22 protein-coding genes are annotated in these 24,531 nt (G+C 41.1%); 9 read left to right on the plus strand and 13 right to left on the minus strand.

Features of this window, described 5'->3' with window-relative positions:
- Positions 1-139: 139 nt before the first annotated feature.
- Positions 140-1,096: an AEC family transporter gene (locus ACWU4D_RS03745; protein WP_456050054.1), complete on the minus strand. Its 957-nt coding sequence runs from the start codon at positions 1,094-1,096 to the stop codon at positions 140-142.
- Between the two features lie 227 nt (positions 1,097-1,323).
- Between ACWU4D_RS03745 and acuI the strand changes: the two genes are divergently transcribed.
- A complete protein-coding gene (gene acuI, locus ACWU4D_RS03750; RefSeq protein WP_456050055.1) occupies positions 1,324-2,304 on the plus strand; it encodes an acrylyl-CoA reductase (NADPH) in 981 nt (326 codons plus the stop codon).
- Between the two features lie 54 nt (positions 2,305-2,358).
- On the opposite strand, the gene ACWU4D_RS03755 is transcribed toward acuI, so the two are convergent.
- The 4 genes from ACWU4D_RS03755 to glgX form a co-directional block, all read right to left on the minus strand.
- Complete coding sequence (locus ACWU4D_RS03755) at positions 2,359-3,303, minus strand: LysR family transcriptional regulator (protein WP_456050056.1); 945 nt, start codon at positions 3,301-3,303, stop codon at positions 2,359-2,361.
- Between the two features lie 39 nt (positions 3,304-3,342).
- Positions 3,343-4,047: a DUF445 domain-containing protein gene (locus ACWU4D_RS03760; RefSeq protein ID WP_456050057.1), complete on the minus strand. Its 705-nt coding sequence runs from the start codon at positions 4,045-4,047 to the stop codon at positions 3,343-3,345.
- Between the two features lie 95 nt (positions 4,048-4,142).
- Entirely contained in the window at positions 4,143-5,972 is a 1,830-nt protein-coding gene (locus ACWU4D_RS03765) for an ABC transporter ATP-binding protein (protein WP_456050058.1), read from the minus strand.
- A 250-nt stretch (positions 5,973-6,222) separates the two neighbouring features.
- Positions 6,223-8,187: a glycogen debranching protein GlgX gene (gene glgX / locus ACWU4D_RS03770; protein WP_456050059.1), complete on the minus strand. Its 1,965-nt coding sequence runs from the start codon at positions 8,185-8,187 to the stop codon at positions 6,223-6,225.
- 258 nt (positions 8,188-8,445) lie between these two features.
- On the opposite strand from glgX, the gene ACWU4D_RS03775 reads away from it, so the two are divergent.
- Positions 8,446-9,558, plus strand: coding sequence for a tetratricopeptide repeat protein (locus ACWU4D_RS03775; protein WP_456050060.1), 1,113 nt, complete (start codon positions 8,446-8,448; stop codon positions 9,556-9,558).
- 106 nt (positions 9,559-9,664) lie between these two features.
- Here the strand turns inward: ACWU4D_RS03775 and ACWU4D_RS03780 are convergent, their stop codons facing one another.
- From ACWU4D_RS03780 to ACWU4D_RS03800, 5 genes are all read right to left on the minus strand, one after another.
- Positions 9,665-10,117 carry a copper chaperone PCu(A)C gene (locus tag ACWU4D_RS03780; protein ID WP_456050061.1) on the minus strand — a complete coding sequence of 151 codons (453 nt, stop codon included), beginning with the start codon at positions 10,115-10,117 and terminating at the stop codon, positions 9,665-9,667.
- Between the two features lie 2 nt (positions 10,118-10,119).
- Positions 10,120-10,746, minus strand: a complete 627-nt coding sequence (locus ACWU4D_RS03785; protein WP_456050062.1) for an SCO family protein — start codon at positions 10,744-10,746, stop codon at positions 10,120-10,122.
- A complete protein-coding gene (locus tag ACWU4D_RS03790; RefSeq protein WP_456050063.1) occupies positions 10,739-11,158 on the minus strand; it encodes a hypothetical protein in 420 nt (139 codons plus the stop codon). Before ACWU4D_RS03790 ends, ACWU4D_RS03785 begins: the two co-directional genes overlap by 8 nt.
- A 140-nt stretch (positions 11,159-11,298) precedes the next feature.
- The gene (locus ACWU4D_RS03795; protein ID WP_456050064.1) at positions 11,299-12,210 is read right to left on the minus strand and encodes a DUF368 domain-containing protein; all 912 of its coding nucleotides are present in this window, start codon (positions 12,208-12,210) and stop codon (positions 11,299-11,301) included.
- A gap of 114 nt (positions 12,211-12,324) precedes the next feature.
- A complete protein-coding gene (locus tag ACWU4D_RS03800; RefSeq protein ID WP_456050065.1) occupies positions 12,325-13,068 on the minus strand; it encodes a PilZ domain-containing protein in 744 nt (247 codons plus the stop codon).
- Positions 13,069-13,288: 220 nt separating this feature from the next.
- Between ACWU4D_RS03800 and ACWU4D_RS03805 the strand changes: the two genes are divergently transcribed.
- On the plus strand, positions 13,289-14,473 hold the full coding sequence (locus ACWU4D_RS03805; protein WP_456050066.1) for an MFS transporter: 1,185 nt from the start codon (positions 13,289-13,291) through the stop codon (positions 14,471-14,473).
- A 57-nt stretch (positions 14,474-14,530) separates the two neighbouring features.
- On the opposite strand, the gene ACWU4D_RS03810 is transcribed toward ACWU4D_RS03805, so the two are convergent.
- Together ACWU4D_RS03810 and ACWU4D_RS03815 are read right to left on the minus strand one after the other, a co-directional pair.
- Positions 14,531-16,111 (minus strand): diguanylate cyclase, encoded by a 1,581-nt coding sequence (locus ACWU4D_RS03810; RefSeq protein ID WP_456050067.1) that lies wholly within the window; start codon positions 16,109-16,111, stop codon positions 14,531-14,533.
- Positions 16,104-17,579 carry a hypothetical protein gene (locus ACWU4D_RS03815; RefSeq protein ID WP_456050068.1) on the minus strand — a complete coding sequence of 492 codons (1,476 nt, stop codon included), beginning with the start codon at positions 17,577-17,579 and terminating at the stop codon, positions 16,104-16,106. Before ACWU4D_RS03815 ends, ACWU4D_RS03810 begins: the two co-directional genes overlap by 8 nt.
- Before the next feature lie 360 nt (positions 17,580-17,939).
- Between ACWU4D_RS03815 and ACWU4D_RS03820 the strand changes: the two genes are divergently transcribed.
- Genes ACWU4D_RS03820 through ACWU4D_RS03835 form a run of 4 tightly spaced genes read left to right on the plus strand, consistent with a single transcriptional unit; the run spans position 17,940 to position 22,009 of the window.
- Positions 17,940-18,890 carry a YbgA family protein gene (locus ACWU4D_RS03820; RefSeq protein WP_456050069.1) on the plus strand — a complete coding sequence of 317 codons (951 nt, stop codon included), beginning with the start codon at positions 17,940-17,942 and terminating at the stop codon, positions 18,888-18,890.
- On the plus strand, positions 18,880-19,686 hold the full coding sequence (locus tag ACWU4D_RS03825) for a MerR family transcriptional regulator (RefSeq protein WP_456050070.1): 807 nt from the start codon (positions 18,880-18,882) through the stop codon (positions 19,684-19,686). Before ACWU4D_RS03820 ends, ACWU4D_RS03825 begins: the two co-directional genes overlap by 11 nt.
- A 2-nt stretch (positions 19,687-19,688) precedes the next feature.
- Complete coding sequence (phrB, locus tag ACWU4D_RS03830) at positions 19,689-21,119, plus strand: deoxyribodipyrimidine photo-lyase (RefSeq protein ID WP_456050071.1); 1,431 nt, start codon at positions 19,689-19,691, stop codon at positions 21,117-21,119.
- Positions 21,098-22,009: a L,D-transpeptidase family protein gene (locus ACWU4D_RS03835; protein WP_456050072.1), complete on the plus strand. Its 912-nt coding sequence runs from the start codon at positions 21,098-21,100 to the stop codon at positions 22,007-22,009. The genes phrB and ACWU4D_RS03835 overlap by 22 nt, the downstream gene beginning before the upstream one ends.
- A gap of 70 nt (positions 22,010-22,079) precedes the next feature.
- Here the strand turns inward: ACWU4D_RS03835 and ACWU4D_RS03840 are convergent, their stop codons facing one another.
- On the minus strand, positions 22,080-22,328 hold the full coding sequence (locus tag ACWU4D_RS03840; protein ID WP_456050073.1) for an LPP leucine zipper domain-containing protein: 249 nt from the start codon (positions 22,326-22,328) through the stop codon (positions 22,080-22,082).
- Positions 22,329-22,640: 312 nt separating this feature from the next.
- Between ACWU4D_RS03840 and ACWU4D_RS03845 the strand changes: the two genes are divergently transcribed.
- Entirely contained in the window at positions 22,641-23,981 is a 1,341-nt protein-coding gene (locus ACWU4D_RS03845) for a DEAD/DEAH box helicase (protein WP_456050535.1), read from the plus strand.
- Positions 23,982-24,119: 138 nt separating this feature from the next.
- Positions 24,120-24,419 (plus strand): isoamylase early set domain-containing protein, encoded by a 300-nt coding sequence (locus ACWU4D_RS03850; RefSeq protein WP_456050074.1) that lies wholly within the window; start codon positions 24,120-24,122, stop codon positions 24,417-24,419.
- The last annotated feature ends 112 nt before the right edge of the window (positions 24,420-24,531 follow it).

Raw genomic sequence — 24,531 nt, forward strand, 5'->3', positions numbered from 1 at the left:
AAGGCATTAATTAAGTGTTGTGTTCCAAATTGGTGCAGCTATTAACTTATTTATCTATTTAACTAGACGTTGCTGCTACATAACTTACTTGGAACTACACATTAACGTTGATGGTTTCAGTCACTTAGTTGAATTAAGTTTAGATTAACGACAGGCTTGAAAGGATAAAAAGCCCCATAGTGCTGGTGATGATCGACAGCAATGTAGAGAGCACAATAATATTTGCTGCTAAGGTGCCATTTGCGTTCATTGCTTTGGCAAGTACAAAGCTGGCGGCGGCGGTGGGAGAGGAGCTGGTGAGGAAGATTATGCCTAATTCTAAGCCTCTAAAGCCCATCATAATAGCGAGCGATGTGAACACTATTGGGCAAATAATCAACTTAACGCCTGTTGAAAACCAGGCTGAATGTTTGTCGCGATACAGTTGACGTAGATCGAGTGATCCACCGCCACACATCAAAGCGAGGGGTAATGTCATATTGGCTAAGTATCGACCGGCATCGTTGGCAATTTTGGGCATGGTTAGCTGAAGCTGACTACAGATTATGCCAAGGATAATGGCAATAATAAGTGGGTTTTTTGTTAAGGATTTCACCACTGTTGGTAGCGCTTTCACAGCACTGTTCTCAGTTTTAGGAGACAGTGTAATCACACTTAATACATTATACGTTAAGGTCAGTCCGGCAACGTACAAGGCAGCTACGGCTAACGCATCATCTCCATAAGCATTTGAGACATAAGCAAGTGCGATGACAGCAACATTGCCTCTAAATCCCCCTTGAATAATGACGCCATTGTCGCTGTCATGAGAAAATAAGCGATGGGTCACTAAGGAGAGAAAGATAAAGAAAAGCAATGTGCCGATAATACCGAACGCGACGAGAGTTCCACTGCTGCTGATATCGTGACTTGAGCCCATAACACTAAGGAATAGAAGCGCAGGAAGCGTTACGTTATAAACCAGCCGAGAAGCGACCTCAATAAAATGACCATCGATTAATCCAATGCGGCGAAAGATAATCCCAAGAAATAGCATTAAGCATATTGGCCCGGTGACAGTGCCGGAAAAGAGAAAATTATCGAGTAAAATGTCCATTATCTACCGCTTTAGTCGGGGGGTGGTCAGGTTTGAAAATTAGGTCACGCTTTGAAAGTACCATTTCATTTATGCTTTGTCTTTACGGTTTATCGTTTTACATAAACACTTTGCTAAAAGGTTATGTGTTTTATGCATATCATTTATGTTTAACTTTCATTTTTTTCATTTATAGTCTGAGAGTAGACTGTCGGTAGACATTATTTGAATGGTTTGTGGAGATTTTCATGTTTAAGGCATTGGTTTTAAATCAACAAGATAAGAAAACAACATCAGCAATAGAAACACTAGACAGTAGCCAGTTACCCGATGGTGATGTGCTTGTAGCGGTCGATTATTCTTCGCTTAACTACAAAGATGGATTAGCGATAACCGGCAAAGGAAAAATTATTCGTGAATTTCCAATGGTTCCAGGTATTGATTTCGTTGGCAGTGTGCTTGAATCGAATGACCAGCGCTTTGCCGTTGGCGACAAGGTGGTACTGACCGGCTGGGGCGTTGGAGAAAACCATTGGGGTGGAATGGCAGAGCAAGCTCGTGTGAAGGCAGATTGGTTGGTACCTCTGGTTGATGGTTTAGAAGCGAAACATGCAATGATGGTTGGAACTGCCGGTCTAACGGCCATGTTGTGTGTTCAAGCGTTGATTGATGGTGGCGTGACACCTGAAAGCGGTAAAGTATTGGTGACAGGCGCAAGCGGAGGCGTTGGCAGTGTTGCAGTGAGTTTGCTCGCACAATTGGGTTACACGGTGAGTGTGGTTACCGGACGTGTTGACGTAAATGGTCCACTTTTGACAGACTTAGGTGCAAGCGAAATCATTGATCGCTCTGCGTTTGAAGAGTCAGCAAGACCACTAGAAAAGCAAGTTTGGGCTGGGTGTGTTGATACTGTAGGATCTAAGGTATTGTCGAAAGTGCTAGCGCAAATGGACTATAACAGTACCGTGGCCGCGTGTGGTTTGGCTGGTGGTTTTGATTTACCGACAACTGTGATGCCATTTATTTTGCGTAATGTTCGTTTGCAAGGTGTCGATTCAGTGCATTGTCCTTACGAGAAACGTTTGGAGGCATGGAATAAGCTCACTCAACTTCTTCCAGATAGTTATTATCAAAATGCGTGTACTGAAATTTCTCTTGAACAAGCCGCTGAGTTTGCTGAAGCGATTACCAATGGACAGACAACAGGGCGTGTTGTGATTAAGCTTTAATTACCGCTTTATTTGTTGTGAATTTCTAACGCCTAATCAAATGATTAGGCTTTTTTATGCCTCTAACCCTAAGTCTTCTACTCGTTTGGCGATAAGACGGCTGCACTCTTGACTGACAATATTTCTAAGCCACTGCTGAGATGTAGCGTGGTCGCAGCGAGGATGCCAAATCATCATATATTCAAACGGAGTAAAGCTAAACGGGAGTGGTTTTACCACTAAATCGTAGCGTTCTGAAACCAGATAAGCGAGATCGGCTGGAACCGTGATAATGACCGGAAGTACATCGACAATGGCTAGAGCAGCCTCTAAATGATAAGCGCGCAGAACCATTTTCCTTTCTGGCTGCCCAGTTAATGCTTGTTCAATGAGCGCTTTTACCCCATCACTGATTGCGATCATGGCATGGGGATAATGGAGGTAGTCATCTAAGGTTAAGTTTTTCTTGGCTAATGGGTGATTCTTTGACAGCAGACAAGAGACACTTACTCTGCCTAGTACGTCGCTTTGCAATGGAGAAACGCTGCCAGTTGGTCGACAAATAGCTAAGTCTGCGCCTTCATGAGTTAATTGATCCGCTAAGCGTTCATGCTGTAATGGGTGAAAATTAAACGATACATTAGGCGCTTCTTGATATATCCGTGGTAACGCAAATGGCAATATGGTTTGCATTGCGTAGTCAGTCGTCGCAATGGTAAAAGATTGCGTACACTCTTTCGGGTTAAAATCGATCGGTGAGAGTAGCTCTCGAATCGATTCCAATGGACCACTAAAGCTTTGGTTCAGTTCGAGCGCTTTCTCCGTTGGGATTAAATGTTGGCCATGGCGTGTGAACAAGGGATCATCGAGCAAGATTCGCAAACGGCTAAGCACTCGACTCATGGCCGATTGACTTAGGTTAAGCCGAGCAGCCGCTTTACTGACGCTGTTCTCTTCGATTAACACGCGCAGTGCTACCAATAGGTTTAAATCGCGGCGATATATCTCTTCGAGGTTCATTGAATTCCTGACCGTTCTATGTGGATAGTTGTTGGCTGACTACGATAAACAAGCCGCGACGATACCGATTAAACCACCAAGTACACCACCCCAAACCACGAGCCACCCAAGGTGCTCTTTGATCATTGATTGAACTATCTCTTTAACCACTTGTGGTGTGAGTTCATTTAAGCGTAACTCAATGATCTCTTCGATGTGTGCTCGAATCTCGTTGCTATTCATTCCTTCACTGAGTTGGGTTGCAATCGCTTCTTTGACTTCATCGCTTTCGCTAATTTCTTCAACCGCCGCTTTCATTTTTTCGATAAAGGGTTCTTTCATTGGTTCAAGAGCTTCAACACCACCCAGCATTTCAAGCATCGCGCCAAATTGTGACGTCATAATCACTTCGCCTAGGCTATTGAAGGTTGGATCGAAATCTATCTTATCCAACACCGCGCCAAAATTGATGGATTTCTGACTGATGCCTCCGGGCTTTAAAAAACGAGCGATGTTTTCAGAGCTGAAAAATTGATCCATCATCATATCTTTAATGGCTTTTTTGAAAGCTTCAAAGCGCAGTGGAATGACGCCTGATCCATATACGCCAGGAATTTTCTCAAACAACATATAGACAGCAAGCCAGTTGGTTATGGCTCCTGAAAGTGCAAATAAACCAGCAGATAGAATGAGATTGTTGCCAGTTTGATAGCCTATTAATACGACGCTTGCGGCGATTAAATTGGTAATCACGCTTTTATTCATGGTTAATACTTACCTAAAACAGAAATGTGAAAAAGATTAGGGGATTCTAAGGAAGTTGCAGCTAAACGAAAAGGGGGAATTCCCCCTTTTCACCGTTAATTTTCGGCTATAAACCCACCGGTTTGGTGTGCCCAAAGGTGGGCGTAAATACCGTTCTTCTCCAATAATTCTTGATGAGTTCCTTGCTCGGAAATCGAGCCTTGATCGAGAACGATTAATTTATCCATCGCTGCAATCGTGGACAAACGGTGCGCTATGGCGATAACAGTTTTTCCTTCCATCAGTTGATTGAGGCTTTCTTGAATGGCCGCTTCGACCTCAGAATCGAGAGCTGAAGTGGCTTCATCAAGTACGAGGATCGGTGCATTTTTTAGTAATACACGAGATATAGCAATACGCTGACGTTGACCCCCGGAGAGTTTAACCCCTCGTTCACCAACTTGTGCATCGTAACCGACGTTACCGTGTGGGTCGGTCAAGGTTTCGATAAACTCATGTGCGTGTGCTTGTTTGGTCGCTGCCAGCAATTCTTCTTCCGTTGCATCGGGTTTACCGTAAATAATATTCTCACGTATCGAGCGGTGCAGTAGTGAGGTATCTTGAGTAACCATGCCGATCATACTGCGCAGAGAATCTTGAGTAAGTGCGTTAATTGGGTGGCCATCGATGCGAATCTCACCTTCCGATATGTTGTGGAATCGTAACAGCAGGTTGACTAGGGTGGATTTCCCAGCCCCGGAACGTCCGACGATACCAATTTTTTCACCGGGTTTAATGGTAAGCGATAGGCCATCAATGACGTTGATATTTTCACCGTAATTGAAACGGATTTGATCAAACGTTATCTCTCCTTCGCATTTTGCCAATTCCTGTGCTTTTGGCGCATCTTGAATTTGGACCGGTTTTGACAATGAGTTCATACCATCAACGACCGTTCCCATATTTTCGAATAAACCACCGACTTCCCACATGATCCACTTTGACATGCCGTTAATTCTAAGAGCGAGTGAAATCGCAATGGCAATGGCTCCAACGCTGATTGATTCAATGCTCCAGAGGTAAATTGAAATGGCAGAAATACTGAAGAGCAATAGATAGTTAGCAAACTCTACCAGCATGTTAAAGCCGGTTACCAAGCGCATCTGTGTTTTTACCGTCGCTAAGAAATCGTTCATGCTATCTTTGACGTATTCTGTCTCTCGTTGGTGGTGAGAGAACAGCTTTACGGTTTGGATATTGGTGTAACTATCGACCAAACGACCTGTCATCATCGAGCGTGCATCGGCTTGAGCTGACGCGATTTTTTTCAGTTTTGGCACGAAGTGAAATTGAATGGCTAAGTAAGCTAAGAACCAGCAAAACATCGGCAGCATTAAACGCCAATCTGCGTCGGCGAGCATCACCAAAATAGAGAAAAAATAGACGATGACGTAAACAAAGACATCAACACCTTTCATAACGGTCTCGCGTACTGCGAGAGAGGTTTGCATCACTTTAGTTGCAATTCTACCCGCAAATTCATCTTGGTAATAAGATAAACTCTGCTTGAGTAAATAGCGGTGAGCTAACCACCGAATTGACATTGGGTAATTCCCCAACATGGTTTGATGTAGCAGAAGCGAATGCAGTGTTACAAGTGCGGGCATCACTATCACTATAAGAAATGCTAGGATTAAAAGCTCCGAACCGTTCTCTGTAAATAAAGTCTCTGGGTTACTGGTACTTAACCAATCAACAAGCGAGCCCATATAACCGAATAGCGACACTTCGATAATGGCAATAGAGGTGCTTAGAAAGCCGATGGCAAGCAAAGGCCAACCAAAGCCTTTGGTGTAATGCTGGCAAAATGCCCATAAAGTATCAGGGGGGCACTGTGGATCATCGGTCGGGAAAGCTTGTGTAAAACTTTCAAATAATTTGAACATAATAATCCTAATTTAGGGATTTCAAACAGAACTAAGAATACATCTCATTTCGAGAGTGGAGCCATAGTCTAACGATATTGTGCAGCAGTGCGAGAAAAATCTAAACCACCAATGTAAAAACGAAGGACTTTTTTGTGAATAAATAGGGCTGAATAAAGATAGTTGAATAAAGAGAGCTGAATAAAAAAGATCTAATTAAAAAGAGCCGAGAGAATGATTCCCCCGGCTCTTTTTAGTGACTAAAACCTACTTACGGTTTGCTATGCAAAATCCGAATCGACATTTTGGGCTGAATAATGTCGCGGCTTGTAACAGGAGTAGTATTGAATTCACTGTCGTTAGAATCGCACACTGTTACCCATTCTTGCCTGAGCTCCGCTGGAAGTATAAATCGAGCAGTTGCTTGGGTTTGGTTTATTAAGTAGAGAAGTTCTTCTCCATCTTCCCCTATGCCTAAATGCAGCGCGACGGTATTGAGTCTATTCCAATCATCGTGTTCCAAGAGTGAACCATCTACTTTACGCCAAAATACTCGGTTAGAGTTTCTTGAAACGCCACTGAAGGCTCGAATAAATGGCAGCATAATTTCTTGACGTACACTGATGAGACTCGCTAACCAGTTATTAAAACTGGATTGAGTTGGTGTGAGTTGCCAGTCTAACCAGCTGATTGCGTTATCTTGACAATAGGCATTATTGTTTCCGCCTTGACTATGAGAAAGGAGATCGGCGGTTAATACATGAGGAATACCAAAAGCGAACAGCAAAGATGTCATAAGGTTTCGCTTTTGTCTCTCACGTACCAAAATGATTTCGGGATCGGATGTATCACCTTCGACTCCGTAGTTGTCTGAGCGATTGTCACCATGCCCATCGCGGTTTTGCTCTCCATTATCTTCGTTATGTTTGTGCTTATACGAAACGAGATCTTGCAGTGTAAAACCATCGTGATAGGTGATGTAGTTTACGGTTAATTTATGTGGCCAATTCGCTGCACTATAAAGATCCCGTGACCCCATAATGCGTGTTGCAAATTCTTTAAGGAAGCCTTGATCTCCGCGCCAGAAGCTGCGAGATATATCACGGAGTTTATCGTTGGTTTCATTCCACCCTAATGGGAAGTTGCCAACTTGGTAGCCGTTAGGGCCAATATCCCAAGGTTCCGCAATCATTTTCACCTGTTTTAAAACGGGATCTTGAGCAACAGCTTTAAAGAATGCAGCATCTTGGCTGAAGTTTTCACCATTTCGGCCTAGCGTCGCAGCTAAATCAAAACGGAAGCCATCTATTTTGTATTCTGTTACCCAATAGCGGAGCGTATCCATCACGAGATTCAATGATGGTTGATGGTTGAGGTCAAGTGTATTGCCACAGCCCGTGAAATTGGCATAGTGAGAGCCATGGGTAATGTAGTAATTAGGATCGAGTCCACGTAAATTAAATGTAGGACCATCTTCGCCGGCTTCTGCCGTATGGTTGTATACAACATCCAATACGACTTCAATACCTTGCCTGTGTAGCTCACGAACGACGGTTTTTAATTCGGTTACTGCATCCGATACCGCGTAGCGAGGATCTGGAGCCATAAATAAGTATGGGTTGTATCCCCAATAGTTAACCTTATCCATGTTTAATAAATGAGGTTCATGCATACAGGCGGCAATGGGGAGAAGCTGTAGGGTCTTTATGTGGTTTTGTTTATAAAAAGCGAGCATAGCAGGATCAATTAACCCTAAATACTTCCCTCGAACCACTTTGTTTACTTCTTGATTGAGCTGAGTCACTCCTTTCACATGTGTTTCGAAAAGTACTGTCTCATCAAGCGGGATGTCAGGTTTTTCGATATTTTGCCAATCAAATAGATCGTCGACGACGGTGGATTTTGCCATCGTAAAACTTTTTTCCGCCGTATAAGGTGGCTCGTAGTGAAGTTCTTTGTCTAGCGCTTTTGCGTAAGGATCGGAAATGAGTTGCAACTCTCCGTCCTCTTGCTCGATAACGTAGCCATATTTCTGCCCTGGCTCGATACTGGATAGATAGGTGTATTGCACTCCGGCATAATTATTCTCTAGGGGATGGAGTGTGTACGTATCGGTTTTACCATCAAATAGCGCTAATTGAATAGGCTTGGTGGTTGGCGAGTAAATAGAAAAATTACAACCACTTAAGTCAATTGTTGCGCCTAAAGGGTAGGGACGAGCATATAATTTAGTCATTGTTATATTTGATCACTTTTTATCATTAAATTGATTTGCTGACATCTCAAGTTAAAAGCTTTGCATCCAATTGGTCAAGCTATCAACTAAAAAAATAATAGTAGATTTGTCATAAAAACTAGACTCTGGGCGCTTTTCTGGCGAATTATAAATCGGATTTATTGGTGTAATCACAGCTCGTTACCTATGCTGTATAAGTAAAGAACCAGTTTCACGCAAGGATTGATGGGCGTTTCCACAACAAATAATGACGGGTATATGAATCTAATAGGAATATTTATTGGCTTAGTTGGGGTGATGCTAATTTTTAGTGTGATCTGGATGACGGCGGTTTCCGCAAAACAAAAACTCGCAGCATCTGATAAGAAAGCTCGTGCGGCTGCTCACCGTAAAGCAATACAGCGCAATCATGCTCAAGAAAAACAAGAACTTCTTCAAAAAGCAGAAGAAAATCATCTTCCATCGATACTTTTGTTAGCGAAACAAGCGGAATTGAAAGACTTCAAAGAGGCCATTTTTTGGTATGAAAAAGCTGCATTATTAGGAAATGCAACTGGAATGTATGGAGTTGTAAGGCTATGTAGCCGCTTTGGGCAAGATCCAATCATGGTCGAAAATGCCCGTTTTTGGAAGACTTATATTAAAGGGATCGAAGGTGATATGTCGGCTTTATTTGAAGCCGGCAAGGCTTTACTTTCGGGCCTAGGCGTAAATAAAAATCATAAACTTGGCATTAAAGTTATTCAAGATGCTGCGCACGCTAGGCACATTGATGCACAGTTATTTTTGGGAGATTGGTGCCTAAGTGATGATTCACCTAAAGAACAAGTTGTTGATGCAAACTATTGGTATGCAAAAGCTGCTCAGCTAGAGAATCATGATGGAATGATAAAGCTGGGGTTGAATTACGTTAATGGTCGCGGCGTAACAAAAGATCATAAGAAAGGGTGTTTTTGGCTTGAGTGTGCAGCAGAGCGTGGTAATACTAAGGCCATGTATCATGCTGGAAAAGCATGGATTGATGTTGGAAAGCATGGCGATGCGATTTCTTATATTTGGTTATATATGTCTTCACAGTGTAATTATTCGCCAGCTCGGTCATTGCGCGATGAGGTAGCGAATAAACTAGGTGTTGATTCAATCGTTTCTCTACAAGCATTTGCCGACCCTTTATTAAAAAAATTAGTCGGTGGGACGGTACATCGTCACTTAATTATTCGAGCGTTGAATCGATTATATAAACGAGGGATCCCTATTCCTGAGAGTAGGATATCTGCGGAGGATCCAAATGATAACGGAGATGAAGTCTTTCTGAGTCAGTTGTTATCGCAGGAACGATTTGCAAGCTCGCGTGAGGACAAAGTAAGTTAAGGTCTGCTTGAACACCTCGTCACATTAAAATTAAATCCCCCCCTCTTGTCGTTGAAAAATGCCAAGAGGGGGGAAGATACATATTACGACTGATTTTTATTGATACTTAATGATGATGTGACGCTTTCATTCCCATCATTACTTTCTTGATTGGGGCATCGAAGGAAATAGACTGTTGATTGGAAAAGTTTAATTTTACAGAGATGTTTTCACCCTCTTTGAGTGGCCCCGCTAAATCAAACAGCATCACATGGTAGCCACCAGGTTTTAGTTCTGTTTTCCCTTTTGCTGGCACTGTGATCTTTTCCACTTGACGCATTTTCATTACGTCCCCTTCCTTGATCATATCGTGTAATTCTACTTTGCCTGCTTTAGAAGCTGTTGCGCTTACCAACTCGATATTTTCTGAGTCCGGGTTGCTTAATGTAACAAATATCGCACTGGTTGTTGCTGATGGGGCTGTTTCACGAGCATAGGCTCCCTCTGCGACAATATCGGCATAAGTGGCTTGAGCAAAAGTAAGTAAAAGTGAGGTAAGTAGAAAGCGTTTTTTATTCATTGTTATTTTCCTGACGTAGGCTGAGATGGAGATGAAATGACCGTTTCTATTGCGTCCAAGATGGGCTTGGGCGTCATAGTATGTGGTACTTTTTGCAGTAGTGTGCCATCAGGTTTCACAAAATAGAAGTATGACGTGTGATCTAAAGTGTAATTGAGGTTGGAGTTTTCCAACGTGATTTTTTTATAAAATACGTTATAGAAATTGGCGAGTTGTGCCGTTTGTTCTAATGAGGTCGCCATGCCACTAATGTTTGGATTAAAGTATCCTGCAAATTCGTCGACATTTTCACCCAAATCTCTTTCTGGATCGAGAGTAATAAAAATAGGGCGAAATTGAGCAAGTACTTCAGGAGAGAGTTGATTCAGTGCACCAGCAAGTACGGCTAAGGATGTTGGGCACACATCTGGGCACTTTGTGAAACCAAAGTATAAAATCCTAATACGAGAATCACTGGTATCAAAAGGGAACGTTTGCTCACCAAGTTTTCCATGGAATACAATAGATTGCAAATCAACGATAGGATCAGGCTCAATATCGCTGACAGGGGTATTAATGGAATAACGTTGTCCTAAATACAGGCCGAAAATAAAGAGTATGATGATTGCGATGAAATATTTTTTACTCATTAATGGACCTTATTGCCGGGTGGATGGTTAATGACCCATCGGTTAATTCACCAATCCAAGTCATTTGATTTTGTGTGCAAATAGGTAAAACAACATCGGCTTGATAAGTGTTGTTTCCCACGGGTGTGATGGGGACCTTTACGATTCCCATGTCCATTTCTAACCCTCGTAATGTCAATGTTAACGGTTTCTCTTGGTCAAATGGCCACACTATTGTCATTTTATTGGCTTGCAATGGGCGAGTGATGTCTCGTTCCAGTTTTATTTGAACATTATCTTGTTCGCATACTTGGGACGAAAGATAGCAATATTCAATATCAACGTTATTTACTGTCGTGAAGTCCAATAGCTGACTTGCAAAAAATCCGGCACCTAGTGCAACAAATAAACTCAACCATTTTAAAACGATCAACCTGATGTCCTTACAAAAATTTCACTCCAATGAATCACTCATGCTAGCACAAGGTATGGATTGGAGTGACGGGGAACAGCATTTTTGTGGAGTAATTCAAATTATGCTTATCATTATATAAATATCTATAAATCAATAAGTTATTTGTTACCAAATTTCTCGAGTAGTAAAACGAACCCGATGGCCATGACCATTAAAATTAATGCTAACGATAACTGAGAGGGTTGGCTTGTTATAGCCTCGTAAGCACTAGGAGTTAGGTTATTTTGTATGAGTGGCACTTGTTCACCATGAGAATTCGTGCGCCATGTAATGGTTTCTTTCCATGGCCAAATTTTCGGCAGTGTTCCAACCATTAAGCCAGTTAGTGTAATTAAAGTTACATCACGAGCATGTTTTAGCAGCCATGATAGTAGGTGTGAGAAAGAGAGTAACCCAATAACGCAACCAGACATAAATAGAACTAGTGGAGAAAACTGGAACAGTTTAACTGCGTTGAGCACAGGTTGATACATTCCAAGTAAAAGCAAAATAAAACTGCCTGAAATCCCCGGTAGAATCATCGCGCAAATTGCGATACTACCTGCAATCATAAAATTGAATGAGGTTGGGCTCATCGACATAGGTTGTAATACCGTAATCGTGTAAGCAAAGCCTAATCCTGCTAAAAAACCAAGGATGCGAGTAAGTGAGAAAGATTCAATTTGCTTACCAATATGATAGACAGAGACTAAAATCAAGCCAAAGAAGAACGACCATAATGGCACTGGGTGAGTGGTGAGCAGCCAAGATATGAGCTTTGCGAGTGTTAATATACTCGTAAAAATGCCACCAAATAATGCGATTAAAAAGAAGCCGTTGATATGTTGAAAAGCTGCTTTAACGCCAGATTGGCGAAGCAGGGTGACCAGTGAGGGGTTAATGCGTCGAATGCTCTCGAGTAAGGTATCGTAAATTCCTGTGATAAATGCGATTGTTCCGCCCGATACGCCAGGGACAACATCCGCCGCTCCCATTGCCATGCCTTTAAAAAACGTTGCTATATAGTTCATGTTATTCTTTATTTTATAAGGTTATTGAACTGTCAGTATAACCAAATTTTTTCATTTACCACACCTTTCAAGTGACATGCTATTTGTCTGTCCATCTGGTAAAGAGACATGAGCCTAGTGTTTTTTCTGGGGATTGAAAGTAAGTTTTGTCCCCGTAAACTTGAGATTACTCAGCAATACTTCCGCATTTTTCATGCCTACTTCTGAGAACTGTATGCCGTAACTTGCATAATGTGTTGAACGTTGAGTGTTACATACGGTGCCGATTAGATCATCTATGGCTAGGTTGAAGTCACTCTTTATTTTTAAATGAATGCCGACTGTGTCACCGACCTCATATATTTGGCCAAGTGGGGAGGTTAGAAAACGGCAACCATTACGAGAGATATCACGAATATCACAATCTAACTTATATTTGTCTGAAATGGCTTTACCTGAAAGGTTCACTTCGAATCTAGGCTCACGACGTAACTGAGTGACTTGCATTGTATTAGGAATAGAAAAAAGAGCCATTGGTATTGGGGATTGAATAATATGTTGTAATTGGCTCTTAAACACGATAATTGCCCCTTCTCCGCGGGGAGATATGGCTCGAATATTACTCCAAAACCCTTCTTGAAAGTAATATCCGAGATCTTGTTTTGATATTTGTGGAATTTCAGTCAATATAAAATTATCAGGATGAATTCCGATAAGATGAGAATGACAGACGAATTTGGTTCCAACAGGCGTGTTCATGTTTAATGTCACGTCACTACCATGCTCAATTAACGCAAGAGCATCGGTACTATTTAAGGTAGTGAGTACTTTCTTTTTCGACTGAGCCTTAACGGTTTTCTGCTCGTCTGTAGACGTCATATATTGTCCTATTACTTAACTCGTTAATTACTTTGATATTAGCATTGATTATTTTTGTATCGAATTTTATTTTGTGCAGTATCCATCATTATCGATATTACGTTGGCCTAAATATGGAGAGTTTGACTATTTCTTAAGTTTTGTTTTCTTCTGGGAAAATAACTATTTCTCTTTGTGATAAATGATACGTATTATTGCGTTCTGAATTTAAGGAGAAATTATGACTCGTTCCAACACTGATAATTGGCGTAACCCAATAAACTTCCTCATGGTTATTTCGATCATTGTGCCGATTGCGTTTTCGAGTTGGATGGCTCTGCTGAATAATTTCGCCATTGAACGTGCGAGTTTTAATGGTTCAGATATGGGAATCCTACAGAGCATCCGAGAGATCCCAGGCTTTTTATCATTTACTGCCGTCTTTTTACTGCTTTTTATCAGAGAGCAAAGGCTTTTAGTTCTAGCGCTCGTGATGCTCACGTTAGGAACTGCATTAACGGGTTTTTTCCCGAGTTTTTATGGCCTTATATTTACTACTTTGTTGATGTCTACCGGATTTCACTATTTTGAAGCGATTAAACAATCGTTAGCATTGCAATGGCTATCTAAAGATGAAGCGCCAGAAACGTTGGGGAAACTCATTTCTGTTGGTGCATTTGCATCTCTTATTACTTACGGGTGTATGTGGGTCATGATTGAGGAGCTTGAACTTTCCTATAAAACGATTTATGTCGTAATGGGTGGAATAGCATTATTGTTGGTCGCATTTCTCGCTTTTGCGTTTCCAGAATTTGCAGCTAAAATACCGCAAAATAAGCGATTAGTGATTCGAAAACGATATTGGTTATTTTATGCGTTAACCTTTATGAGTGGTGCCCGTCGACAAATTTTCACCGTTTTTGCTGGATTTTTAATGGTTGAAAAGTTTGGCTATTCTGCTGCCGACATTACGCTACTGTTTTTAATCAACTATATGTTTAACTTTTTATTTGCAAAGCGAATTGGCCGCATTATCGGTATTATTGGTGAACAAAAAGCATTGATCATTGAGTATGTTGGGCTGATTTTTGTTTTTGTTGGTTATGCCTTGGTGAAAGATAGCCAACATGCTGCGGCATTATATGTGATCGACCATCTTTTCTTTGCACTGGCTTTGGCGGTGAAGACCTACTTTCAGAAAATAGCTGACCCAGCCGATATGGCCTCTACAGCTGGTGTTTCTTTTACTATCAACCATATTGCAGCGGTTGTTATTCCAGCGGCGTTTGGTGTTGTTTGGTTATACTCTCCAGCAGCAGTATTCTACCTTGGCGCTGGAATGGCGGGCATTTCCTTGTTGTTGTCGTTTAATATTCCACGCTTACCTGATATGAATAATGAAACGCGAATTCTTAGAGTTAAATAAACGAGTATTAATAGGTACGTTTTGTTGAAGCGCCAACGAGCGAGTTGATGAAATGGCCTATTCGGTACAAATCTGATTTCGGCCATTTGCTTTAGCACGATATAAAGCTTTGTCAGCTCGATAGAACGTTCTTTGTGTGTTTTCGCCTTCTCTGTGTAGCGTCACACCAACACTCACCGTTAACCCACGTTCGCCTAAAATGTCAGTCCATGGGAATTGGTAAATCCGCTCACGGTAGTTTTCGGCATGCATTGCTGCTCTTTCAAGTGGTGTATTTTCTAAGATAACGAGGAATTCTTCGCCACCGAATCGCACACATGAAGCATCTTTAAATTTAAAATAACTCGCGAGTTCAGCCGAGACGTTGACGATCGCTTTATCACCGACTAAGTGACTGAGCTCGTCGTTAATTGACTTAAAGTGGTCGATATCGACGACTAAGAAAGCAAACGGCGTTTCATGCAGTAATAGATCTTTCAGTTTGGTTTCAAGCCAACGGCGATTATGTAGCTTAGTTAGTGGATCGGTAAATACATCTTGTTGTAACTGAGCCACAGTGACCTGTTGATTTTCTGTAGTTTCTTTTAGTTCTCTATTTTCTATTTCAGATAGTATTAGTTTTAATTGGAGCTCAAATCGAGTGAGGCGACGCAGTTGTCCTGCACCAAGATCCCCAATTGGAATTTTGCGCATTAGGTCGGTTTCAATTCTGAACGCTAATTTTTCATAGTGCAGCGCTTCTTTATAGCGACCCATTTTTTCATAGATATGGCTCAGTGCCTGATACAGCCTTTTAGATAGGTCTGGTTGGAAAAGTCGTTGGACTTTTTTTGCCTGATTAACCAACAGCATTTCACCGATATGTGCTTTTCCTGTTCGTGCCAAACAAAATGCCAGTTCGATTTTTATTAAGCAGGCGAGTGACGACTGGTAATTACATCCAGTTGTATATGGAACATGTGCGATGATTTTTAGTGCTTCATCGATATTATCCAAACTCAACTCTAACCTAGCTTGCATGAGAAGTATTAAACCAGCTAATGATTTATCACTCACCAATATACTGAGCTCTTCACATTCTAAAATTAATTCACGAGCGGCGGTTAAGCGTCCAAGGGAAATTAAGCACGACAACATGCCTATTTTAAATCGTAACCGAAGAGAGCGAGTAGAAATTGCATGATCGATACTGTCTACTTTCTGGTAGTAGCGTAATGCGTTTGCAGAATCGCCATAAATATCACATAGATTGGCCATACCAAGTATGGCGATGACATACTCATCAATACAGCTATTTTCAACCGCAATGTTTGACATCAATACATATTGGTCAAGGGCTGCACTGTATTCACCCATTTCAATTAATCGATAACTTAAACTTTCTCGAATCGACAGGATAAGCTCGGCATCGTTGGGTATTTGCAACAATGCTAGCGCAGAGTTTAGGTCTTCACTACTGGTGCGAAATTGTTTTAGCTCAGCGCGATATTCTGCACTGATGATGTAACATTGAGCTTGTTCTAGAGTGGAGGTGGCAATATGAGATTGGATATGACTCCAAAAAATAATGGCATCTTCACCTCGTACTGATGAAGGATCGAGTCCAGCTTCTTTAACTTTACTCAGTAACTCATCCATTTGTCTCATCCTTTAACATGTTTTGTTCCAATTGATCCAATGTAAATGGGAAACTGAGAATGTCTTCAATGATCACAGATGGTAGTTGAGGATCCAATCCATGCCGTTTCCAAGGATAAATAGAAATCATTTGCTGCAGGATCGCATGAATATTTATTGCAGCCTCACCTTTATCGTCTAGGAGCAATCCGAGATATTCACCGCTCAGTCTGGAAACTAAGTCGTGTTGTGTACAGAGTGAATGCGTGATTTCAGTACAAATATCGAGATAGCGAGAATCGAAATGGTGAATAATGATAACCGTATGGTTGGTACTTTTTAATTGGGTTTTAAATAAGACAAGTTGTTCCCACCAGTAGGTTTCTGATACGACGTTCGAAAGCAATTTCTCCGGGTCATATTCGTATTGAGTACGTACTCGGTTAATGAGTTTACGAGCACGTTGCTCGAGTTGACGCTTCGAGGTATGAGCTTTATCTCGGCTTTCTCGAGCGGTTTGATCCTTTAAGAGTTGAATCGAGAGGTTGCGATACTTCTTAAATGAATAAAAGGTATCTTTATATTGGTTTTTCTGTTCTGCAACGAGTGATTGTTGGTAGTAGATTTGCGATAGTAATTCGCCATCGTTCGCGCTATCAGCATATTTTTCAGCCGCTTCAAGTAAGTGAGCCGCTTCGTCGATATTTTCTCGTAATAACTCTAAGCGTGCGCGTGAGATGTAAGAATGGGAGCGAACCCGGGTGAGGTTATTGGCAGTGGCAATATCGTGTGCTGTCTGCGCTGCTTTTTCTGCGTCTTCTAAGCGTTCTAGCCCAATGAGCGCAAGTGCTCTAAAGTCCCATGCTTCAGCACACCACTGTGCATCTTTGCGTTCGTCTAATAACTCCATTGCACCATCAAGAACACTGAGCATTTCTGCGAAGTTATTAAGTAAATAGTGATCTCTAGCCCATAAAATACGAGAACGAGCCTCAAAAGAAGCAAGTCGGACGCTATTGGCAACTTTAACGGCTAGCGCGTGAGTCGAACACGCTAGTTGGTATTCGTGGTTTGCTCTCCAGATATTGCCTAAGCCAAGTAAACTCTCAATTTCTATTTCAACTTGTTCTTCCAAAGCAGATTGTTCTAGAGCATGAATCCAATATTGTTGTGAGGTGTAGTATTTACCTTCACTCCAGTAATGTAAGGCATGTAAGTGGAGTATTTCGGGTAATAAATCATCATTATCAAGGCGACTTTGTGCTGTTAGCGCTTCACGGGCATACCGCAAGCCCACACGATATTTATTGAGGTGCCATGAACAGCGAGACAAAATCATCAAGCACGTAATTGTACCTTGTGGGTAATGAATTTGTTTTGAGCGAGCTAAACATTGCTCCGCTTGAATTTGAACCTCAAGAGGATCCGATTCCAATCGTCGCTTTAGCTGATCAATTTCAATTTCAAGTAGATAAAGGCTCTTATCCAAATTCAAATTTCCTTAAAGCCATCTTGCACGAACTACATCGACAATAAATGATAGTTGTCACTACCGGAATATAAGCATTCATCATGCCAAAAATGGCCATTTTCGATAAATTAATTCTCAAATATAATAATTACATTAAGCGTTTGAATTTAAATGATTTATATCTTAATTTTCTGTTTTCGATGAGTAAAACGATTTAGTCAATCTTTTGACCAAGTAAGAGGAAACCCTTTCTTAAATAGAATATTTTGCCGTTTTACTCCGCTTTAGTAGAAATTTAGAATCTTAAATCTTGTACAATTAAAATTTATGTACAACAATATACAGAAGTTAACTAGATTCATTTGAGGAGAGCATACGATGGAAAACAAGCTATTAATTGGTGTAAGTTCATGTGTTCTCGGGCAAAATGTGCGTTTTGATGGTGGGCATAAGAATAATCAATTTGTGTCGAATGAACTTGCTGATTATTGCGAATTTATCCCCATTTGCCCTGAGATTGGTGCTGGCCTACCTGTTCCTCGCCCAACCATTAGGCTTGTAAATATTGATGATAGTATCCGTTTAGTTGAAACCAAGGCTGTGGAGAATGATCATACTGATAAATTAGTAGAGTTCAGTTCGCGTAAAGTGGGTGAATTGAAACAGCAACCTCTGTGTGGTTATGTGGTTTGTGCTAAATCACCAACGTGCGGAATGGAACGAGTCAAAGTATACCAAGACAATCGCGCAGATAAGAATGGAGTCGGTTTATTTACCCAACAGCTTCAAGCGCAAATGCCTTGGCTACCGATTGAAGAAGATGGCCGGCTCAATGATGCGATTTTAAAAGAAAACTTTATATCTCGTATTTATGCATTACATGATCTTCAGCAATCCGTTGGGGATAATCCTTCTCCTGGAAAAATAGTGGCATTCCACAGTCGTTATAAGTTGACATTGATGGCACATCATCCAGCTTCTTACCGGGAATTAGGCAAGTTAGTCGCCAATATAAAACACTATTCCATTGATGACTTTTTTGAGAATTATCGTCTTCGTTTCATGCAGGCACTTACAGTACGCGCATCTCGGAAAAACAACACTAATACGCTAATGCATTTACAAGGCTATTTTAAAAACAGTTTGAGTAAAGAACATAAGGCGGAACTTTCCCGGCTTATTGAAGAATATCGATTGGGTTTATTACCTTTATTAGCACCATTAACCTTAATTAAGCATTACTTATCTACTCATCCAGATGAGTATTTAGAGCAGCAACATTATTTAAATCCATATCCTCAGGAGTTACGATTACGTTATGGACTCTAAACTAGAAGCGGTATACGCAATTCGAGAAGTCTCTGAATTGACAGGAGTAAAACCTGTCACATTAAGAGCATGGCAACGACGATATAATTTGATCCAGCCACAGCGGACTGATAAAGGGCATCGCCTTTATTCGCAGCAGGATGTCGATAAAGTCAATGAGATTCAGCGCTGGTTGGCCAAAGGAGTGTCTATAGGACGAGTTGTATCATTGTTAGAGCTGAATGAAGAAGAAGTTGTACTTGGTGACGAGCGCTCTTTGAAGCTGGAATCTTGCGAAGACATGTCTCACGCCTTAGCCACGCTTAACCGAGGAAGAACAGAAGCGATAATTGCAATGACATTAAAGGAGTACCCACTTAATATTGTCGAGTCCCAGTTCATTGATCCTATATTGGAATCTTTGGCATGCGTCAAAGCCCCGCTACGAACACTTCAGAGAGGTCTTTTTCAATCAACTCTGATTACTCGCTTATCCGCGGTGATTGAATCTCAAAATAAAGCGAGTAATAAGGGGAAGATGTTGTGTATTAGTCTTGAGCCGGTCGGGAGCATCTACGCGTGGCTTTGGGCGATGAGCAAAGCAGAGCAGGGTTTTCATATAACTTTACTCGATGGTGTGGACGACTTGTCGGGGTTGGTCGAGCATGATGGCTTAAGCAATTTTAAGGCAATGGAAATTTTTTCCAATAAAACACTGACAGAAATGCAACGGCGTTATTTAGAAAAACTGAGCGATTCTCCAATTTTGGTGACGGCTGCAGGCACGATATCTCAATTTGATCAATCTGGTTCTTGATTGTGCGATTAATCTGGTTTCGTCGAGATTTACGAGTTGAAGATAATAAGGCGTTGCTTAATGCAGTGGAGAATGGTGAGCCTGTCGTTGCGATATATCTTGCAACGCCTAAGCAATGGGCGGCGCATCATTTGGCACCGATACAAGCTGATTTAATATTCCGGCGTTTAGCAGCGTTACAAAAAGAGCTAGCACAACTCAACATTCCATTGGTCTATGAGGAAGTGGACGACTTTTCTGACAGTGTTAGATATCTAGTGACGTTTGCTAAGCGATATTCAATTTCTTCGATTTCAATAAACAAAGAATACGAAGTTAATGAGATCCGGCGAGATCAGGAGTTAAGTGAGCTTGCTGAACGTTACCATATCAATGTGGTTCAATTCGATGATAAATGTATCCAAGCCCCCGGTTCGATATTAAATCAACAAGGGCTGCCGTATAAGGTTTATACGCCATTTAAAAATGCGTGGAAAAAAGCGTTCTTTCACCCTCACATTAAAAAGATGAGGCCTCTCAACGTCGATAAGTCATTAGAAAAGTTTGATAAGTTATTATTTGATAGTTCCACATCTCCTTTTCACTACCCTAGACAGCCGAGCGATGCTTGGCCTGTGAGTCACTCCGACGTGAAAGCACGCCTTCGCCAATTTTGTCGGTCGTATGTGAACGATTATAATATCCTAAGAGATTATCCAAGTGCCAATGGCGGTAGTCAGTTATCTCCCTATTTAGCGTTAGGGATATTATCACCAAGACAATGCGTTGCTCGTCTGTATCTGGAGTCTAACAATGGAGTGCTTAGCGACGGCGCAGAAGCATGGATGAACGAATTGATTTGGCGAGAATTCTATCAACATTTGCTATTTTTCCGCCCGGACATATCGAAAGGAAGCAATTTTCACCAGTGGGCAGATGGACTTACTTGGAATGTGAACGATGAATGGCTGGCACGGTGGAAAAGTGGAAAAACCGGTTTTCCAATTGTCGATGCGGCAATGCGGCAACTAAATGCCGATGGGTGGATGCCTAATCGCCTTAGAATGGTGACCGCCAGTTTTCTAACCAAGGATTTGCATATTTCTTGGCGAGAAGGCGAAGCGTACTTTATGTCGAAGTTAATTGATGGGGATTATGCCGCAAACAATGGTGGTTGGCAGTGGTCAGCATCGACTGGATGTGATGCTCAGCCATATTTTAGAATTTTTAACCCAGTTTCCCAAGGTGAAAAGTTCGATAAACAAGGGGAATATGTTCGTTTTTGGGTTCCTGAGTTAAAAAATGTTCCGGATAATGTGATTCATCAGCCTTGGTACTGGACGAATGCAAGCTCCTTATCTTATCCTTCTCCTATAGTTGATCATAAAATAGAGAGAGAGACGACTCTAATGATCTATAAAGAAGCGAAAAAATGCGAAGGAAAGTTAAACTAATGCGATGTTGTATAGTGCTTTTAATGTTACTAATGAGTCATTTGACCTTAGCTAATACGTTTTCTTTGCCCGCTCCGGGCAGTAACCTTGTTGGGAATATTCAGTATCATGAGGTTCAGAAAGGGGAAACATTAGCTAAAATTTCTGATGACTATAATATTGGCTTGCTTGCGCTTATGGCGGCGAATAAAGGTGTTGATCCTTTTTTACCCGATCCAGGGCACGTATTGACGATACCTACGTCGTTGATTTTGCCGTCGTATCCTCATGAAGGCATTATTGTTAATTTGGCCGAGCTGCGACTTTATTACTACGAACCCAGTAAAGGGGTTGTGCATGTTTTCCCGGTAGGCATCGGACGTATTGGACGCGATACTCCAGAAATGGAAACCAAGATTGTACAAAAACGTGCAAACCCGACTTGGACACCGACTCAAAACATTCGTAATGAGTATTTAAAAAAGGGCATAACATTGCCCGCTGTTGTCCCTGCGGGGAAAGATAACCCGCTTGGTTTGTTTGCACTGCGTTTAGGCTACGGTTACGGAGAGTATTTAATTCACGGAACCAATAAAGATTTCGGCATTGGGCTTCGCGTAAGCTCGGGTTGTATACGTATGAACCCTGCTGATATCGAGTGGTTGTATGGGAAAGTTGCAAAAGGCGAAAAAGTAAGAATCATTAATGAACCGATTAAAGTTTCACTTGAACCCGATCACAGTGTACTGATGGAAGTTCATGAACCCTTGACTCGTAGTGACGGTGTAAAGAAAGAACTCACGGTACCACAAGAGTTAACATGGTGGTTGCAAGAATTTGAACATTCTGACAGCAAAGCAATTGCTGCGATCAGTAATCAAAGTGGTCTACCGTTGCAGGTTGCTGAATAAGAAGAGAAACAATAGTAAACAAAAAGGGGTTAGCAAATGCTAACCCCTTTTTTAAATTCATGACACTAAATTACTTAGTGTAAGATTGTGCGATGTTGTCGATACGCTCGTTAGCACGGTTTGCTGCTTCTTCAGATGCTGCTACTTGAGAAGAAAGAGTGCTCTGTTGGCTAGAAAGTGCAGAAACTTGGTCGCTTAGTTGTGTAACTTGATTGCTTAGCTCTGCAAGTGATGATGAAGTATCAACTTCAGCTGGTTCTGATGCACAGCCAGTAAGAATAATAACGGACGATGCTGCTGCAAGTAAAACCTTGTTCATACTGAACTCCTTGATGGATTTATAATAATAAAAAATAGACTATACATAATAAATGTTGCACATATTCTTTGAAAGCAACACATGAGCAACTTTATCTAGTTGCACATTGTATCACCATTATTATGAATAAGAAGTCATCAAAAAACAAATATTATGAAAAACCAGGTTCTATATATGACTTTAAGTCAAATAATGACCGTTCTGTTCATTACTTAAAGCTCTTTCTATATCCATTCATTCACGCTTTTTCTATTCAACCCCTACCTGTTTACGTTATTATGTCGCGTTGTTTATTGAATATAATTGCTAACGTTGGAGTATCCTTTGCAGTTTAAAGAGTTAGGTCTAGATAACCGTTTACTGAAGAATTTGAATCACCTCGCATTTAAGCAGGTGACGGAGATTCAACAGCTTTCGATTCCTGTTGCTATGGTGGGAAAAGATATTTTGGCGTCCTCTAAAACGGGATCTGGCAAAACGTTAGCATTTGTATTACCCATGCTACATAAAGCACTGAAAACCAAAGCTCTTTCAGCTCGAGATCCCCGAGCAGTTATTCTTGCCCCAACTCGTGAATTAGCAAAACAAGTGTATGGTGAGCTTCGAACCATGATGGGGGGGCTAACTTATACCGCCTCATTGATTGTTGGTGGAGAGAATTTCAATGATCAAGTGAATGCTTTACGACGTTTCCCTCGCTTTATTGTCGCAACTCCAGGAAGACTCGCCGATCATTTAGAACATCGCTCTCTATTTTTGGATGGCGTTGAAACATTAATTTTGGATGAAGCGGACCGAATGTTGGATCTGGGCTTTGAAAAAGAATTAATGAAAATCCATCGTGCAGCGAAACATCGCCGCCGTCAAACACTTATGTTCTCAGCAACCATTGGACATACTTCGGTAAACCATATTGCGAATCAAATGTTGAACGATCCCAAAAGTATTTCAGTGGGCTCAGAAAACGAGCAACATAAAGACATCACACAACAGTTTTTTCTTTGTGATCACTTGGACCATAAAGAAGCCATCTTGGATAAATTGTTGGAACAAGAAGAATACCGTCAACTTATTGTGTTTACGGCCACTCGAAGTGATACCGAACGTTTAACTGAAAAACTAAACGAAAAGAATTTAAAAGCGGTAGCATTGAGTGGAGAGTTGATTCAAACCAAACGTAACACAATCATGAGTCAGTTTGAGCGTGGAGTATTCAAGATTCTGGTGACGACAGATATTGCTTCTCGTGGCTTAGATATCTTAAATGTCACTCATGTTATTAACTTTGATATGCCAAAGCACACTGAAGAGTATGTCCATAGAGTTGGGCGTACCGGACGTGCTGGAAATCATGGTGATGCTATGTCGCTTGTCGGGCCTAAAGATTGGAATAGTTTTAAGAATATTGAAGCTTATTTACAACAAACGATTGTTTTTTCTGAATTGGAAGGTCTTAAAGGCAAATTTAAAGGACTGAAGCCACCTTCAGCGGTACGAAAAAATACTAAGCCTACGAATAAAGCAAAACATTCTTCGACTACGAAGAAGAAACGATCAACAAAACAAACCGATAAGAGTTTCTACAAAAATGTGCCAGTGGGTGACTCGGTGTTTATTCCTAAGAAGAAAAAACCTGAGCCTAACGAAGAGTAAGTTATCATTTATCCTCATCAAGTTAGGTTTGATACAAATAAATATCAGTTTTTTGTTCAAAATGAGAGTTGTGTATGTGTGTCATATTGCTTATGATGATTTCTAGTTGATGAATGTTGCAGCACAAGGGAGCGGATTATGATTAACAAACGTTTTTTTAAGACCAAGGATGAAGTTGAAGTAACATTTGAATTGGAAGTGCAGGATGCGGCTTCAAAGGTTTCAATTGTCGCCGACTTTTTAGAGTGGAAACCTGAGCCGATGAAGAAAATGGCCAAGCGTCCAGTATATAAATTTAAAGTTCGCCTGCCAAAAAATGGTGAGTTTCAATTCCGCTATTTATTAGATGATCAGCAATGGATGAACGATCCAAATGCGGATAACTATATTTCTAATGGCCTAGGTGAAGACAATAGCTTAGTGACGACATATGCGTAGCTAGAGAGTCACATTTAGATATGCAAAAAGGCACTTACTCAAGTGCCTTTTTACGTTTATTTACATGGTGATAGATGACTTTTTTAACATTAAGAACTATGATTTAGTGTAA

The organism is Vibrio phycocola (assembly GCF_053850235.1).

Coding starts and splice junctions, on each gene's coding strand:
- acuI (WP_456050055.1), top strand. CDS start 1,324: ATGTTTAAGGCATTGGTTTTAAATCAACAAGATAAGAAAACAACATCA.
- ACWU4D_RS03765 (WP_456050058.1), bottom strand. CDS start 5,972: ATGTTCAAATTATTTGAAAGTTTTACACAAGCTTTCCCGACCGATGAT.
- ACWU4D_RS03780 (WP_456050061.1), bottom strand. CDS start 10,117: ATGAATAAAAAACGCTTTCTACTTACCTCACTTTTACTTACTTTTGCT.
- ACWU4D_RS03785 (WP_456050062.1), bottom strand. CDS start 10,746: ATGAGTAAAAAATATTTCATCGCAATCATCATACTCTTTATTTTCGGC.
- ACWU4D_RS03800 (WP_456050065.1), bottom strand. CDS start 13,068: ATGACGTCTACAGACGAGCAGAAAACCGTTAAGGCTCAGTCGAAAAAG.
- ACWU4D_RS03805 (WP_456050066.1), top strand. CDS start 13,289: ATGACTCGTTCCAACACTGATAATTGGCGTAACCCAATAAACTTCCTC.
- ACWU4D_RS03850 (WP_456050074.1), top strand. CDS start 24,120: ATGATTAACAAACGTTTTTTTAAGACCAAGGATGAAGTTGAAGTAACA.
- ACWU4D_RS03760 (WP_456050057.1), bottom strand. CDS start 4,047: ATGAATAAAAGCGTGATTACCAATTTAATCGCCGCAAGCGTCGTATTA.
- ACWU4D_RS03840 (WP_456050073.1), bottom strand. CDS start 22,328: ATGAACAAGGTTTTACTTGCAGCAGCATCGTCCGTTATTATTCTTACT.
- ACWU4D_RS03745 (WP_456050054.1), bottom strand. CDS start 1,096: ATGGACATTTTACTCGATAATTTTCTCTTTTCCGGCACTGTCACCGGG.
- ACWU4D_RS03835 (WP_456050072.1), top strand. CDS start 21,098: ATGCGAAGGAAAGTTAAACTAATGCGATGTTGTATAGTGCTTTTAATG.
- ACWU4D_RS03755 (WP_456050056.1), bottom strand. CDS start 3,303: ATGAACCTCGAAGAGATATATCGCCGCGATTTAAACCTATTGGTAGCA.
- ACWU4D_RS03820 (WP_456050069.1), top strand. CDS start 17,940: ATGGAAAACAAGCTATTAATTGGTGTAAGTTCATGTGTTCTCGGGCAA.
- ACWU4D_RS03810 (WP_456050067.1), bottom strand. CDS start 16,111: ATGGATGAGTTACTGAGTAAAGTTAAAGAAGCTGGACTCGATCCTTCA.
- ACWU4D_RS03775 (WP_456050060.1), top strand. CDS start 8,446: ATGAATCTAATAGGAATATTTATTGGCTTAGTTGGGGTGATGCTAATT.
- glgX (WP_456050059.1), bottom strand. CDS start 8,187: ATGACTAAATTATATGCTCGTCCCTACCCTTTAGGCGCAACAATTGAC.
- ACWU4D_RS03825 (WP_456050070.1), top strand. CDS start 18,880: ATGGACTCTAAACTAGAAGCGGTATACGCAATTCGAGAAGTCTCTGAA.
- ACWU4D_RS03795 (WP_456050064.1), bottom strand. CDS start 12,210: ATGAACTATATAGCAACGTTTTTTAAAGGCATGGCAATGGGAGCGGCG.